A 13,822-nucleotide genomic window follows, 5' to 3' on the forward strand; every position below is an offset into this window, starting at 1 on the left:
TTTCTTCGTCGCTTTTGTCAGGCCTGCGCGCTCAGGCACGCACGTTGCCGTTTGCGCCGGACGCGCGGGCCGCGGTTTCCGGAGGCCCGACATGATCCGCCGTTATCAGTTCGAGATAATCCTGACGCTACTGCTGCTGTGCGGCGCGCTGACGGCCTTTTTTTACTGGTGAACCACGCTAGCACGCTGATTTTATTCTCACTTTGCTCGCGTCACGTCTATAGTTACCTCACAGGGTTACTTTAATAATCATAATTGCCCCACCAGAGAGTGATATGCGCAAAACCGTTTTCTTGTTACTGGGATCGCTATTATTACCTGCTTTTATTACGCACGCCGATGAGGGCGATGACGCCTCAGAAGCCGCCAGCGAGGTGCAAACCCTCTTTTTTGGCCATGACGACCGCACGCCCGTGCCGGATCCGGCCTCTTCCCCGTGGGACGCTATTGGCCAGCTCGAAACCGAGAGCGGCAATTTATGCACGGCCACGCTTATCTCCCCGCATCTGGCGCTAACCGCTGGCCACTGTCTGCTGACGCCGCCGGACGGCACGCCGGATCGCCCCGTGGCGCTGCGCTTTGTCTCGCAAAAGGGAAAGTGGCGTTATGAAATTCACAGCATTGAAGGACGCGTTGCGCCGTCGCTTGGCCGCAAGCTAAAGCCGGATGGCGATGGCTGGATTGTGCCGTCTTCTGCCGCACCCGAAGATTTTGGGCTGATTATTCTGCGCAACCCGCCATCCGGCCTGACGCCGCTGCCGCTGTTTGAAGGCGACCGCGCGGCGCTGTCCCGCGCGCTGAAGGCCACAGGCCGTCGCGTTACGCAGTCGGGCTATCCGGAAGATCATCTCGATGCGCTCTACAGCCATCAGGATTGCCTTATTACCGGCTGGGCGCAGCATGCTGTGCTGGCGCACCAGTGCGACACGCTGCCAGGCGACAGCGGTTCGCCACTCATGCTGCGCACCGACAGTGGCTGGCAGTTAATTGGCGTGCAAAGCTCGGCACCCGCCGCCAAAGACCGCTGGCGCGCCGATAACCGCGCGATTTCGGTGACCGGTTTTCGCGAGCGCCTCGAAGCGCTGGCAGACGAATAAAAAAGGGGCGCCGAGCGCCCCTTTTCTCTGTCCGGCCTTACGCCAGTTTGATAATCACCATGCCCACCAGCAGCAAAACAAGCCCTGCCCAGCCTTTGCGGTTAAGGCGCTGGCCGAACATTATCCAGCCTGCCGCCACGGTGGCGGCTATTCCAAACCCGCCCCACAGCGCATACGCGACCGCCAGAGCAATACCTTTCACCGCCTGACCGAGCGCGCTGAACGCGCAAAGCACCGCCGCAAGCGACGCCACGCCATACAGCGGGCGACGGAAACCGTCTGAATATTTCAGCCAGATATTGGCGATAATTTCGAGGCCTATCGCGAGCAGCAGCCAGAGAATATGCTGTAACTCAACCTGCGACATGACGCACCTCCGGTTTATGGCTCTGGGTGTGGGTGCCGGTTTTAATCAGTAAAATGCCGGCAATCAGCACCAGTAACCCCAGGCTTTTTTGCAGCGTCAGGGTTTCATCAAACAGCAGCACGCTAAAAAGCGTAATTAAGATAATCCCAACACCTTCCCACAAGGCATACGCCACACCCAGCGCAATACGCTTAACAGAAAAACAAAGAAAAATATAAGAAAGGGAAATCATCACCAGCATTAAAATAAATCCGACGGGGCCACCGCCCACGCTTGCCCATTTTAATGACAGCGTTCCGGTAATTTCGGCGATAATCGCCAGAGCTAATAAAATCCAGTAAAGCATGGTCTCTCTCCTGCCTGAAAAAAAATAAACAGGCATACCTGATGGCGCGTTAATACGCATCACGAAAACGACAAATAGCAGCAGGCGCGCAAAGACGGCCCGAGTCGAAATAAAAAGAGAGAAACTGACTACAGCGCGTTGCGCCAGTGTTGTTCGCCGCAGGCGAAAACAGCAGGGAAAGGTGTAGAGAAAACGTAAAACGATGAAATAAAGCGGTTGAACAGGTTGTCCATAATCATTCAATTTATCCGCGGTCTTGCTTCTCGTCGTTGCGGAAAAAAATGTCCTCGGTAGTCAAACACACCGGAATTAAACCATGCCGTCAGGTTTTTCTCAACCCATTTACACGACTTTACCGGCAAACTTTAACGTTTTACTCCGGTAAAAACAGCGCCTTAATTTATAGTCCTGATTAATTAATCACGACAGCAGATTAATTAATCATTAGCTGCCTGTGTATTTTCACGATATGCTATTTTCTTACATTAAGTTAACAAGGAAGTATCAGGATGACCTTAGACGAACTGCAACAGAAATATTCCGGTGCGCGTGCCTGGGGCTTTGGCGATTCACCGCACATGGCGGACGAGCTGGGCGCGCTGGTGGCGCACGGTGTCAAACGCGCGACATGCAGCGATTACCACGCCTGGCGGCAGGATGCCGAGCCAACCCTGCCGGGGGATTACCATATCATCCTCAACGGCGCGGGCGAACCGCTGTGCGTGATCCGCACCCATACGCTGCGCCTGGTGAAATTCTGCGATGTGACCGCCCCACTCGCAGCGCTGGAGGGTGAAGGCGATTTAAGCCTTGAGTACTGGCGGAATGAACATGAGGCATTTTTTACTCGCGCCGGCTGTTTTGCACCCGATATGGCCTTGATGTTCGAGGAGTTCGAGCTGGTGGAGCGGTGCCTCACCACACACTCGCGCGCGGCAGTTCGCTAAACCGGGTAGTGTAGCCGGGTGAGAGAAACTCGCGTTTCATCGCCCAGGGTTTGACTATCCCCTGGCCTGCAAACCAGAGCTTGCCCTTGCCAGAGCGATTATATTCATCCAGCAGATGCATCAATGGCGCGCTGTTGGGCTGCGGCGGATGTTCGTCGAAGAGATTGAGCTGCGCCACACCCTGACTGAAAAAATCCCCGAGCATGACGCCCGCTTTGATATAGCGATACCCTTCGCGCCAGATGGCGTCCAGCGCGCTCACGGCGAGGCGCACAATTTCACGGGTGTCGTTCGTGGGCGTCAGCGCCTGCCCCAGCGCCTGATTGCTGTAGCGCGCCTGCGGATCGTCATGTGGGCTGGTGCGAATAAACACCGCCACCTGACGGCAGAACTGATGCTCGTGGCGCAGCTTCTCCGCCGCTCGCTCGGCCCAGGCGCAGACCGCCTGGCGCATGTCCTGGTAATCCGTCACGCGGTAGCCGAACGATCGGCTGCAAACGATCTGCTGCTTCGGCGCGACAAATTCATCCATCGCGAGGCACGGCTCGCCGCGCAGCTCGCGCACGGTGCGCTCCAGCACCACGTTAAAGTTTTTGCGGATGACCCACGAGGGCGTGTTCGCCAGATCAAGCGCGGTTTCAATCCCCATCATCTCCAGTTTTTTGCTGAGCCTGCGCCCGACGCCCCACACGTCGCCTACCTTAAAATGCGGCAGCGCGCTGCGAAGCCGGGCCGGATCGCAGAGATCGACCACAACGCCTGACTTCGGCCATTTTTTGGTCGCGAGATTGGCAAGCTTGGCGAGCGTTTTGGTAGGCGCTATGCCGACGCCCACCGGCAGATGGGCTTCGCGCCAGAGCCGGTCGCGGATAGTCTGGCCGAAGGCGGTCAGCGACACCACGTTACTGACACCACGCAGATCGAGAAACGCCTCGTCGATCGAGTAGATCTCCACCTGCGGTGCCATCTCTTCGAGAATATCCATCACGCGTTTGCTCATATCGGCATAAAACGCGTAGTTGGAGCTAAATACCGTCACCTGGTGGCGCTCAAAGAGCGCGCGCTGTTTGAAATAAGGCTCCGCCATAGTGATGCCGAGCGCTTTCGCCTGGCGACTGCGGGCAATCACGCAACCGTCGTTATTGCTCAGCACCACGACCGGTTTATCCCGCAGGTCCGGGCGGAATACGGTCTCGCACGAGGCGTAAAAGCTGTTGACGTCGACCAGCGCGTACATCTCAGCGCCTCTTTTTCAGCACCCAGGTCACCACGCCGAAAATAACCACTTCGGCGTCGCTTCCAAGGTTTATTGGCGCGAAATCCGGGTTCATCGGCACCAGTTGCGCTACCGGGCGCAGGCGCAAGGTTTTCACCGTGAACTCCCCTTCCAGCGCCGCCACGACGATATCGCCCTCCTGCGGCTTTAAAGCGCTGTCGACCACCAGAAGATCGCCATCTTCGATCCCGGCGCCGTTCATCGACTCCCCGGACGCCCAGAGAAAATAGGTGGCGTTGGGATGCACAATGCAATACGCATCCAGACTGACACGCTTTTCAACGTAATCCTGCGCGGGTGAGGGAAACCCGCAGGCCACCTTCTCCAGAAACAGTGGCAAACCCTCAGCATCAGGCTGTGGCAAGAGACGCATCATTAACATGGCGTGCTCCATCCGTTTATTATGTTATTGTTTACTGTGTTTATATACAGTAGTTTGAATTGCGGTATTCTGACAACCCTATTTTTAAGCGAAGCGGCGTAATTGCCTGGAGAATGACCATTTTTGTGGTTTTACTGAGCGGATCGTAGCGATCCTCAGTACAGGAAAATGCGCGGCGGCTCTGAGGGCGTCAGGATCCAGCGCGAAAAATGCAGGCGTAAAAGGTACAGGCGAAAAAAAACCAGAGCATAAGCTCTGGTTTTAACGAGTAAGGAAAGTTAAGCGCCTTTGCGTTTTGGCAGTGTTTTCAGCAGATCTTCCGGGCTGATAGACGCGACCACGCTGCCAGGGTGTGGCATTTTCAGAATGTGGTTTTTGATTTTCCCCACCACATGCATTTCGCAGGGTTTGCAGTCAAAGCGCAGCGTTAACACTTCATCGCCATGCACCAGTTGCATCGGCGTCGCCTTCCAGCTCTTAATATTGCCTTTCGCCTGTTTCGGGCAGAGGTTAAAGGCGAAGCGCAGACAGTGTTTGGTGATCATCACCGGCACGTCGCCTTTTTCTTCATGCGCTTCATAGGCCGCGTCAATCAGTTGCACACCATAACGCTGGTAGAATTCACGCGCTTTATGGTTGTAAACGTTCGCGAGGAAGCTCAGATGCGTTTCCGGGTAGACCGGCGGCGGCACAGAGACAGGTTTGCGCACGCCGCGCTGATAATTTGCCAGGCGCGCGGCATCCAGCGCCTCGACGGCCTCTCGACGGAAGGCGTTCAACTGGCTATTCGGCACGAACAGCGCGCCCGGCAGCGTAACCTGCACGTCGCGGGCGAAATAAATCGTCTGCCCGAGTTTCGCCAGCCCCTCTTTCAGGCTGGTCAGTGCTTTTTCCGGGTTGTTTGCTTCATCGAACTGGCCGTCCAGCGTGTGCGTCACGCTGACGCCGTCTTCGCAGGTTAAGGTCAGGATCAGCTGTTCCTGCCAGCCGCCAAGTTCGATATCCACTGCCACGCGACGTTCACTGGAGGTTTTCAGCAACGCCTGCTGCCAGTTGTGATCGAGATTGCGGTTAAGCGTATGACGCGGGCGCAGGGTTTTCAGCGCGGCCGGCATCTCGTTCGGGAAAACGCGGTAGCGGTTTTCGCCCGTTTTTTCCGCCACGTTAACGCGAAAACCCACCACTTCGCGCTTAATCATCACGTTCAGCCCGTCACCGTTCGCGAGCGGCTCGGTGGCCTCGACATCCAGATAATCTTTCCCGACGCTCAGCACTTCGCCAACCGGCAGGCCGACAAACGTCGGCGTGTCGAACGCGCCGATATCCATTTTTCGGGCATTCACGAAGTAATCGGTACTGCCGCGGTGGAACGTTTTGTCGGTGGATGGCACAAAATAGTGCGCGGTATTGCCCACCGAAGCACGCGCAAGATCGCCCCGGTCTTCGATAATGGCATCCAGCATCTGACGATAATGTGCCGTGATGTTTTTCACGTAGCTCATGTCTTTGTAGCGCCCTTCAATCTTGAAGGAGCGCACGCCCGCGTCGATAAGCGCCGCCAGGTTGGCAGTCTGATCGTTGTCTTTCATCGACAACAGGTGTTTTTCATACGCCACGACGCGGCCCTGGTCGTCTTTCAGGGTGTACGGCAGACGGCAGGCCTGCGAGCAGTCGCCGCGGTTGGCGCTGCGCCCGGTCTGCGCGTGAGAGATATAGCACTGGCCGGAATAAGCCACGCAGAGCGCGCCATGAATAAAGAATTCGATGGTGGCATCGGTGTTTTCATGGATAGCGCGGATCTGATTGAGGTTCAGCTCGCGCGCGAGCACGATTTGCGAGAAACCGGCGTCGGAGAGAAACTTCGCTTTCTCCACGCTGCGGATATCGCACTGGGTGCTGGCATGCAGCTCAATAGGCGGAATATCCAGCTCCATGATGCCCATATCCTGCACGATCAGGGCGTCAACGCCCGCGTCGTAGAACTGGCCGATAAGCTTACGGGCCGGCTCCAGCGCGTCGTCGTGCAGAATGGTGTTGAGCGTGACAAACACTTTCGCGCCGAAGCGATGGGCGAACGGCACCAGGTCTGCGATGTCCTGGAGGCTGTTGCTGGCGTTGTGGCGGGCACCGAAACCGGGGCCGCCGATATAGACTGCATCTGCGCCGTGCAGAATGGCTTCGCGGGCGATGGCGGTATCGCGGGCGGGGCTGAGCAGTTCAAGGTGATGCGATTGCAGGCGCATAATTCGTCGTTATCCGTTATTTGAAAGACGGCTATTGTAGTCACATTCGGGGCGTACGGAAACTGTTTCACGGCGCGGCTGCCCGTTTGCCAGTCTGCGGGAAAGTATTGCACAAAGGTTTCGTTCGCGCGGCGCGCAAGACGGTGTACGATTGCGCGGTATTCCTGAATTATCACCTCAGTTTCATCGTGTCGTTGCAAATTGTCGTTGGCCGCAAGTTCGCTTGCGGCTTTTTTTATGCCCGCGGGTAGTGGATCAGTGAGTGAAAGCGCACCGGCAGCGGCGTCGGGTTACGATAGCCATGCGCCCTGTCGCCTGCAAACTTCAGCCCTTCGCCGGGGCCAAGCCGCCGCCAGACGCCTTCGGTGTGCAATTCCAGCTCGCCCTCAATCACGACCACATGCTCCGTGACGCCCTTCTCATGCGGCGTAGAGTCGCTCTGCGCGCCGGGCGCGAGCGTAATGGCGAGCATATCAAAGCGCAGCTGTTCATCCCACGGAAAGAGCGGCTCGACAATCATGGCGTGCTCCGCGTCAAACACCGGACGCGCGCCCGCCGCAGGCGGCGTAATAAACACAGAAAACGGCACGTTGAAACCAGTGGCGATTTTCCAGAGCGTCGCGACGGTTGGGCTTGATTCATTGCGCTCGATCTGCCCGAGCATCGCTTTTGACACGCCGGTCGCATCGGCGGCCTGCGTCAGGCTCCATGATTTCTGCTGGCGCAGCGTTTTCAGCGTCTGTGCAAGATGGGCGGTGATATCCATAGGCTCTCCTTTGTCGCGCCCAGTATAGCGCCTTGTGCGTTATAGCGCACGATGCTAGAGTCTCTGGACGTTATAACGCACAGCGGAGTTTTTATGTCTTTTCCCCGTCCGCGCTTAGCACTCCCCCCCGCACCCGCCGTGATCGCGGGCTTTGTCGCAGTGCTGGTCGGTTACGCCAGCTCTGCCGCGATTATCTGGCAGGCCGCCACGGCAGCAGGCGCGACATCCGCACAGACCGCCGGATGGATGACGATGCTGGGTATCGGCATGGGCGTGAGTACGCTCGCGTTAAGCCTGTGGTATCGCGCCCCGGTGCTGACCGCGTGGTCAACGCCCGGCGCGGCGCTGCTGGCAACAAGCCCTGTCGGCAGCAATCTGCATGAAACTATCGGAATATTTATCGTCGCCTCTGCGCTTATCGTGATATGCGGCGCCACCGGGCTGTTTGCCCGACTGATGAAAATAATCCCGCCAGGCCTGGCTGCCGCCATGCTGGCAGGCATTTTGCTGCGCTTCGGGTTGCAGGCATTCGCCACGCTGGACGGGCATTTCGCGCTGTGTGCCGCCATGACGGGCGCGTGGCTTTTTTGCAAAGCATTCGCCCCACGCTATGCCGTGGTGGCTGCACTGCTGGCGGGCGTCGCAGTCTGTCTCTGGCAGGGCGAAATAAATACCGGGGCGCTGCAGGTTCGCTTCGCGCCCCCGGAATTCGTATCGCCCGTGTTCACCCTCTCGTCGCTGCTCGGCGTCGGCCTGCCCTTCTTTCTGGTCACGATGGCCTCGCAAAACGCGCCGGGCGTCGCCACATTGCAGGCATCCGGCTACCGCGTGCCGGTGTCCCCGCTGATGGTGACGACGGGGCTGACGGCGCTGGTGCTCGCGCCGTTCGGCGTCTTTTCTGTCTGCATTGCCGCGATCACCGCCGCCATTTGCCAGAGCCCGGAGGCGCATCCAGTGCCGGAAAAACGCTGGATGGCGGCGGCGATGGCAGGCGTCTTTTATCTGCTGGCGGGCGTGTTCGGCGGCTCAATTGGCGCGCTGATGACGGCCCTGCCGCCGCCCTGGCTACAGACGCTGGCCGGGCTGGCACTGCTTGGCACCATCGGCAGCAGTCTGCATCAGGCGCTGGCGAACGAGCGCGCCCGCGATGCGGCGCTGATAACCTTTCTGGTGACGGCGTCAGGCGTGACGCTGCTGGGGGTCGGTTCGGCTTTCTGGGGGCTGGTAGCGGGTGGGATAAGCTACGCGCTGCTGGCGCGCCGGGCGAAATAAAAAGAGGGAGCCTGGCTCCCTCTGTTATGCGATTACCTGGGCGTGGGGTCAAACATGCGCGCGTCGGTCGCCATATCGTCGATAACCTGCTTAAGGTTCTCCACCGTAAGCGGTGTTTTCTCGTTATTCAGTTCCTTGCCTTCGCCTTTACGCACCACTTTTACCACGGTTTTTTGCGTTGTCGCGTCAATCAACTCACCTTCAAAAAACAGGCTGGTATCCATGGTGCGATGGCCGGTCGCCACCTCGGTGCCGGCCACCACCAGCGCTACCGGCAGCACTTCATAAAATTGCAGGCCCTCTTTGCTGCTGTCCACCGCCGTGATGGCACCGCGGAAAATAACGCTGCGTGGACCTGGCGTGGTCACCAGCGGTTTGCGGCTGGCGGCCGCGTTTTTAAGCTGCGTATTGGTGTAATTGAGCAGGCCGTCCAGTACCTTTTGTGAAATCTGCGCGGTCGGTTTTGGCGTCGGGTAATAAACGACAGGGTTATAGACAATCGAGTCGTAATTATTCAGGTTAAAACCCGGCGCGACCCAGCGCATAGCCGGTTTGCCGGTAGCCGAGGTGACCTTTTCAAGACCGGAATAGTCTTTCAGGAAGCCAGAATATTGTTCAGGTTTGGTGACGCTCGATGAACAACCCGCCAGCAGCAAAAGCGCCGCCAGTCCGGAAGCTTTAAATAACGATGTGCTGTGCATAAGAAAATCCCTGTGAGTGGGTGAGCACTGAATTTATAGCAAACGGGCGCGCAAAGAGATCGTGAAAAAACGAGACGCGAGAAGAAAAAGCGATCGCGGACGTAAAATAGGATAAGAACAATAAATAAATGTGATGCCAATTATAAAATTAATATACGCCGTTTATAAAAATGAGTGGCAGCCAGAGACGAAGGGCTCCGGCTGCGCCGCAGATCTTAGCGTTTTTTCGCGAGCATGGTCGCAAAACGCAGGCTGATACGATTGCCGCTGGCATCGGTCTTATGAAGCTGACCAACATCTTCATTATATTTAATGAGATCCCAGCCCTCATAATACTGGCGCAACTCCCCTTCACGGAAGGCAAACGGGAACCCCACTGTGCACGGATAATCGTCAGTATCCATCGCAGCCACAATCAGGTTATATCCGCCCGGCGCGGTGCAGCGTTGCATATTAGCAATCAGCCCCGGAATAGCCTGGCGCTCAAGAAACATCATTACGACGGTGGAAAGAATAAAGTCATATTCACCGTCAAAATGCAGCGTATTTAAATCTTTCACCGCCGTGTGCAGATTATTCAGCCCTTCAGCGGCCACAATACGCTCAAGATTCGCGACGCTCGCCGGGTTTTTATCCCACGCCGTTACCGTAAAACCGCGGGCGGCAAGATAGAGACTATTACGCCCGTTGCCGCAGCCGAGATCCAGCGCGCGGCCAGGCTGCACGTAGTTAATGGCGTTAACCACATCAGAGTGCGTGGCCGTCAGGCCATATTTTTCAGTGAAATAATTGTCAGCGCGAACGTTCATGGCATTTCCTCAAAGAGACCGCCAGAGATCGATGGCCACAGCGGCCTGTCGGCGAGGCGGTAAAGATACATTTTGAATGCATTTTATAAAAATTCCGTCCTGAACGCTATCGTCTTCCCGTCACGCTAAAATTTGCTACGGTTAATTATCGCCCCCGAAGGAAGCCATGATGAATAAATACCAGCTGAGCGAGGCCACGCGCGTCTACCGCTATACGCACAACGGCGAACCCTGCCATGTGACGCTGCGTCAGCTTATTGCGCTGCGTGATTTCGCCGATGTGAGCGCGGGGTCGCCCGGCGGTTGGGTGGAATCACCGGAGAACCTCAGCCAGCAGGGCACATGCTGGGTCTACGATCATAACAGCGTCGTGTTCGCCGGCGCGAAAATCCGCGGAAATGCGCGTGTCAGCCAGACGTGCGTGATTCATCACGCCGCGGTCATCAGCGATGACGCCTGGATAGACAGCGCGCACATCAGCGATGGCGCGCATGTGAGCGGGCGCGCCATGGTGCAGTGTTCAACGGTGCGTGGCGAGTGCCATCTTTTTGGCGAGGCGCGGGTGATGCAGAACAGCCTGGTCGTTGGCGCCAAAGGGCTGACCGCCGATGCCGACAGCGCGCTGCGTATTTACGGCAATGCCACGGTGAGCGCCTCACGCGTGGTACATCAGGCACAAATTTACGGGCGCGCGCTGGTCACGCATGCGTTTATTGAGCATCGGGCCGAGGTGTTTGAAAACGCAATTCTTGAAGGCAACGCCGACAACGATGTCTGGGTGTGCGACTGCGCGAAAATTCATGGTAACGCGCGGCTGGTCGCGGGGGTTGAAGAAAACGCCTCGCCGACGGTGCGCTACAGCTCAGAAGTCGCGGGCAACGCCCTCATTGAGGGCGACTGTCTGCTCGGCCATCATGTGCGTGTGGATGAACACGCCGTCGTTACCGGCGGCCCGGTACGTCTCGACAACCATGTGACTATCACCGGGCGCGCACACGTGCGCGGCGAAGTGATGATTGAAGATAGCGTGACCCTGCATGATGACGTGGTGGTCGCCGCGCCGCCCGGCGAAACCATCCGGCTGTGCGGATTTAAAACGCTGACCGGGAACGCACACATCCTGCGCACGCCCCTTCCGGGCCTGGCTTAGGCGTTGTCCGGGTCGATAATCCGCCCGTAAATATGCTGATCGTGAAACTGCCCGTTGAGGTATTCGGCCTCTTTTAAACGCCCTTCCAGCGTAAAGCCGTTACGCTGTGCCACGCGGTTGCTCGCCTCGTTGGTCACAATGCATTTGATAACAAAGCGCCGCACTTCGCCGTTTTGGGCGTAATGCGTAATCATCGTTTGCAGCGCGCTGGAGAGGATCCCCTGCCCCTGATGTTGCTCATCAAGCCAGTAGCCGATGTAACCCGCCTTGTTGGTAGGCTCAATCTGGTTAAACGACACTACGCCGACCAGCTCGCCCTCCAGCAAAATCATAAACATTTTGGCGTAGCCGCGGTGGTGCAACATATAGTTGCCCTGAATGGTCTGAAACGTATCCTCGACTTTGTTCACATATTGCGGCCAGTACATCGCTTTTTGCAGCCACGCTTTGTTGCGCTGCACCAGATCAAACAGCGGTTGCGCGAAACGTTCATGAACAGAATGCAGTTCGATGCGGTCATTGACGGTGAGAATCTCATCCTGCCAGGTCAGGCTGGTTGCGTTTTCCAGGGGAGGCTCCTTCTGTTGAGTAAGTCACTACAGTTACCATAGCCGACGGCATGAAAACACTGCCTGAATCCGTAGGGATGCGCCGGAAAACAGGAAAGAGAACCGGTGGCCGCAGCCGGTATGACGCTTATAAAAAAGCCCCGTCAAAACGGGGCTTGCAGAGCGCGTTTAACGCATCTGTCGGTCATCGACATACTGGCGTTTGTCCGGCGCGGGCGGGAAATATTGCCACAGCCAGGTTTCACTGATGGCCTCGCCCTGGCAGCGCAGGTACATGCGCATTTCGACCGGGTCTACGGAATCGGAGGTCGGATACCAGTCGAACTGAATGCGATAGCCGTCAAAAGGATCCACATACAAAATTTCCACCTGTTTCGCCTCGCCGCTGGAGAGCGTAATCACCGGTTCGATACCGCGCGGCGCAGCACCTTTCAGATCGCCGCCCACGAAATCCACCGCGACACGGCGCGACCACTGCGTCGGGAAATGTTCGCCCGGCGCCCAGCCTTCGGGGAAGCTGCCCATCCCGGTACGGGTCGCGTACACGCGCGCGAGCGGCGTGCGTACCGGCGCGTCCGCGCTCCAGTAAAGCCGGTACTGAAAGTTCAGTTTGTCGCCAGCGCGGATCGGTTTTTCCGGCTGCCAGAAGCAGACGATGTTATCGAGCGTTTCACCGGTGGTCGGGATCTCCATCAGCGCGACGGTCCCCTTGCCCCAGCGGTTGCGCGGCTCCACCCACAGGCTGGGGCGCTTGTTATACCAGCCCATCACATCCTGATAGCTCTCAAACTTATGGTCGGTCTGCAACAGGCCAAAGCCTTTCGGGTTTTCGTCGGAAAACGCGTTAAATTGCAGGCGCTGCGGGTTATTGAGCGGACGGCACACCCACTCGCCGTTACCGCGCCACATGGCGAGACGGTCGGAGTCGTGAATTTGCGGGTGGATCGTGTCGCACATGCGGCGCTCGTTGTTGCCGCAGCTAAACATACTGGTCATCGGCGCGATGCCGAGCTGCTTGATATCCTTGCGCGCGAACAGGAAGTTTTCGACTTCCATGATCACCTGGCTTGATTCGCAGTGGATGATGAATTTATAAGCGCCGGTCACGCTCGGGCTGTCGAGCAGCGCATACGCGACAAACGTCGTGTCCTGCGCTTTCGGGGTTTCAAACCAGAACGCGGTGAAATCCGGAAACTCTTCCGGCGTATCCGTGAAGGTATCTACCGCCAGACCGCGGGCGGAAAGCCCGTACTGGTACGTGCTGTCTACTGCGCGGAAGTAACTTGCGCCGAGGAAGGAGACAATATCGCGGCGCGCCAGCTCCGGCGCTTTAAACGCACGAAAACCTGCGAAGCCGAGATCGGTCTGCCCTTCCAGCTGACGGGTATCGACGCCCGCGTCGTGGTAGTTAAAGAGTTCAGGGCGGAAATGCACTTCCCGCGCCTGACGGGTGGCCGGGTCGAGCGAGAACATGCGCACGCGGCGACGAAAACCCATGCCGACGTGGAAAAACTGCACGTCGAGCTGGCGGCCATCAAGGTTATTCCACAGCGAATGTCCCGCGTCATACTGAATGCTGTTATACGCCTGCGGCGTCAGCGTCGCGAGCGTCTCCGGCAGCGGACGTGGCGCGCCGCCCCACGGTTTATCTGCAAGTTCAGCAGCCATGGATTGCAACACTTTGAAATCAAAGGCGCGCGTCTGGCCGTCTGCAATATCAGACTCCTGCGCCCAGGCGTTGCGTGAGAAAAGCGTGGCGAGACCTGGAGTGCCGCATGCCGCGGCGAGGGCCATCGAGGCCTTGATGAAACGTCTGCGGTTCATGCCTGAAAAACCGTCCTTTTTTGTCGAAGTATTTCGCAAGGCCGGAGCCTGGCGGCGGCAAATGTTACAAGCA

The 13,822-nt window shown here is 57.5% G+C and carries 15 protein-coding genes; 5 read left to right on the forward strand and 10 right to left on the reverse strand.

Annotated elements, in window-relative coordinates:
• The first annotated feature begins 91 nt into the window (after window positions 1-91).
• Both ydgU and AFK62_RS10025 read left to right on the forward strand, forming a co-directional pair.
• Window positions 92-172: a small membrane protein YdgU gene (gene ydgU / locus AFK62_RS23140; RefSeq protein ID WP_455708993.1), complete on the forward strand. Its 81-nt coding sequence runs from the start codon at window positions 92-94 to the stop codon at window positions 170-172.
• 103 nt (window positions 173-275) lie between these two features.
• On the forward strand, window positions 276-1,097 hold the full coding sequence (locus AFK62_RS10025; RefSeq protein WP_007671451.1) for a trypsin-like serine peptidase: 822 nt from the start codon (window positions 276-278) through the stop codon (window positions 1,095-1,097).
• Between the two features lie 37 nt (window positions 1,098-1,134).
• Here the strand turns inward: AFK62_RS10025 and mdtI are convergent, their stop codons facing one another.
• Window positions 1,135-1,464 carry a multidrug/spermidine efflux SMR transporter subunit MdtI gene (gene mdtI, locus AFK62_RS10030; protein ID WP_053531883.1) on the reverse strand — a complete coding sequence of 110 codons (330 nt, stop codon included), beginning with the start codon at window positions 1,462-1,464 and terminating at the stop codon, window positions 1,135-1,137.
• Entirely contained in the window at window positions 1,451-1,810 is a 360-nt protein-coding gene (gene mdtJ / locus AFK62_RS10035; RefSeq protein ID WP_007671456.1) for a multidrug/spermidine efflux SMR transporter subunit MdtJ, read from the reverse strand. Before mdtJ ends, mdtI begins: the two co-directional genes overlap by 14 nt.
• 509 nt (window positions 1,811-2,319) lie before the next feature.
• Between mdtJ and AFK62_RS10040 the strand changes: the two genes are divergently transcribed.
• Complete coding sequence (locus tag AFK62_RS10040; RefSeq protein WP_007671458.1) at window positions 2,320-2,757, forward strand: ASCH domain-containing protein; 438 nt, start codon at window positions 2,320-2,322, stop codon at window positions 2,755-2,757.
• On the opposite strand, the gene umuC is transcribed toward AFK62_RS10040, so the two are convergent.
• The 4 genes from umuC to AFK62_RS10060 form a co-directional block, all read right to left on the reverse strand.
• On the reverse strand, window positions 2,726-3,994 hold the full coding sequence (umuC, locus tag AFK62_RS10045; protein WP_053531884.1) for a translesion error-prone DNA polymerase V subunit UmuC: 1,269 nt from the start codon (window positions 3,992-3,994) through the stop codon (window positions 2,726-2,728). The two genes, AFK62_RS10040 and umuC, sit on opposite strands and share 32 nt — an antisense overlap.
• A 1-nt stretch (window position 3,995) precedes the next feature.
• Window positions 3,996-4,415: a translesion error-prone DNA polymerase V autoproteolytic subunit gene (gene umuD, locus AFK62_RS10050; RefSeq protein WP_007671462.1), complete on the reverse strand. Its 420-nt coding sequence runs from the start codon at window positions 4,413-4,415 to the stop codon at window positions 3,996-3,998.
• A 278-nt stretch (window positions 4,416-4,693) separates the two neighbouring features.
• Complete coding sequence (locus AFK62_RS10055; protein WP_053531885.1) at window positions 4,694-6,658, reverse strand: peptidase U32 family protein; 1,965 nt, start codon at window positions 6,656-6,658, stop codon at window positions 4,694-4,696.
• Window positions 6,659-6,893: 235 nt separating this feature from the next.
• Entirely contained in the window at window positions 6,894-7,424 is a 531-nt protein-coding gene (locus AFK62_RS10060) for a helix-turn-helix domain-containing protein (protein WP_007671465.1), read from the reverse strand.
• 93 nt (window positions 7,425-7,517) lie between these two features.
• On the opposite strand from AFK62_RS10060, the gene AFK62_RS10065 reads away from it, so the two are divergent.
• Window positions 7,518-8,696, forward strand: coding sequence for a benzoate/H(+) symporter BenE family transporter (locus AFK62_RS10065; protein ID WP_032984361.1), 1,179 nt, complete (start codon window positions 7,518-7,520; stop codon window positions 8,694-8,696).
• 32 nt (window positions 8,697-8,728) lie between these two features.
• Here AFK62_RS10065 and AFK62_RS10070 read toward each other — a convergent pair whose 3' ends face one another.
• Both AFK62_RS10070 and tehB read right to left on the reverse strand, forming a co-directional pair.
• A complete protein-coding gene (locus AFK62_RS10070) occupies window positions 8,729-9,397 on the reverse strand; it encodes a DUF3313 domain-containing protein (RefSeq protein ID WP_007671469.1) in 669 nt (222 codons plus the stop codon).
• Window positions 9,398-9,612: 215 nt separating this feature from the next.
• Entirely contained in the window at window positions 9,613-10,206 is a 594-nt protein-coding gene (tehB, locus tag AFK62_RS10075) for a tellurite resistance methyltransferase TehB (RefSeq protein ID WP_007671472.1), read from the reverse strand.
• A 169-nt stretch (window positions 10,207-10,375) separates the two neighbouring features.
• Between tehB and ydcK the strand changes: the two genes are divergently transcribed.
• Window positions 10,376-11,356: a YdcK family protein gene (gene ydcK, locus AFK62_RS10080; RefSeq protein WP_053531886.1), complete on the forward strand. Its 981-nt coding sequence runs from the start codon at window positions 10,376-10,378 to the stop codon at window positions 11,354-11,356.
• Here ydcK and rimL read toward each other — a convergent pair.
• Window positions 11,353-11,925 (reverse strand): 50S ribosomal protein L7/L12-serine acetyltransferase, encoded by a 573-nt coding sequence (gene rimL, locus AFK62_RS10085; RefSeq protein WP_032984363.1) that lies wholly within the window; start codon window positions 11,923-11,925, stop codon window positions 11,353-11,355. The genes ydcK and rimL overlap by 4 nt on opposite strands.
• A gap of 168 nt (window positions 11,926-12,093) precedes the next feature.
• Complete coding sequence (locus AFK62_RS10090) at window positions 12,094-13,749, reverse strand: glucan biosynthesis protein D (protein WP_007671476.1); 1,656 nt, start codon at window positions 13,747-13,749, stop codon at window positions 12,094-12,096.
• Between the last annotated feature and the right edge of the window lie 73 nt (window positions 13,750-13,822).

The organism is Cronobacter condimenti 1330, assembly GCF_001277255.1.
In the GTDB taxonomy this organism is placed as follows: Bacteria; Pseudomonadota; Gammaproteobacteria; order Enterobacterales; family Enterobacteriaceae; genus Cronobacter; species Cronobacter condimenti.

Excerpts from the sequence above, each read along its gene's own strand:
- ydgU (WP_455708993.1), top strand. The coding sequence starts at position 92 with ATGATCCGCCGTTATCAGTTCGAGATAATCCTGACGCTACTGCTGCTG.
- AFK62_RS10025 (WP_007671451.1), top strand. The coding sequence starts at position 276 with ATGCGCAAAACCGTTTTCTTGTTACTGGGATCGCTATTATTACCTGCT.
- mdtI (WP_053531883.1), bottom strand. The coding sequence starts at position 1,464 with ATGTCGCAGGTTGAGTTACAGCATATTCTCTGGCTGCTGCTCGCGATA.
- mdtJ (WP_007671456.1), bottom strand. The coding sequence starts at position 1,810 with ATGCTTTACTGGATTTTATTAGCTCTGGCGATTATCGCCGAAATTACC.
- AFK62_RS10040 (WP_007671458.1), top strand. The coding sequence starts at position 2,320 with ATGACCTTAGACGAACTGCAACAGAAATATTCCGGTGCGCGTGCCTGG.
- umuC (WP_053531884.1), bottom strand. The coding sequence starts at position 3,994 with ATGTACGCGCTGGTCGACGTCAACAGCTTTTACGCCTCGTGCGAGACC.
- umuD (WP_007671462.1), bottom strand. The coding sequence starts at position 4,415 with ATGTTAATGATGCGTCTCTTGCCACAGCCTGATGCTGAGGGTTTGCCA.
- AFK62_RS10055 (WP_053531885.1), bottom strand. The coding sequence starts at position 6,658 with ATGCGCCTGCAATCGCATCACCTTGAACTGCTCAGCCCCGCCCGCGAT.
- AFK62_RS10060 (WP_007671465.1), bottom strand. The coding sequence starts at position 7,424 with ATGGATATCACCGCCCATCTTGCACAGACGCTGAAAACGCTGCGCCAG.
- AFK62_RS10065 (WP_032984361.1), top strand. The coding sequence starts at position 7,518 with ATGTCTTTTCCCCGTCCGCGCTTAGCACTCCCCCCCGCACCCGCCGTG.
- AFK62_RS10070 (WP_007671469.1), bottom strand. The coding sequence starts at position 9,397 with ATGCACAGCACATCGTTATTTAAAGCTTCCGGACTGGCGGCGCTTTTG.
- tehB (WP_007671472.1), bottom strand. The coding sequence starts at position 10,206 with ATGAACGTTCGCGCTGACAATTATTTCACTGAAAAATATGGCCTGACG.
- ydcK (WP_053531886.1), top strand. The coding sequence starts at position 10,376 with ATGAATAAATACCAGCTGAGCGAGGCCACGCGCGTCTACCGCTATACG.
- AFK62_RS10090 (WP_007671476.1), bottom strand. The coding sequence starts at position 13,749 with ATGAACCGCAGACGTTTCATCAAGGCCTCGATGGCCCTCGCCGCGGCA.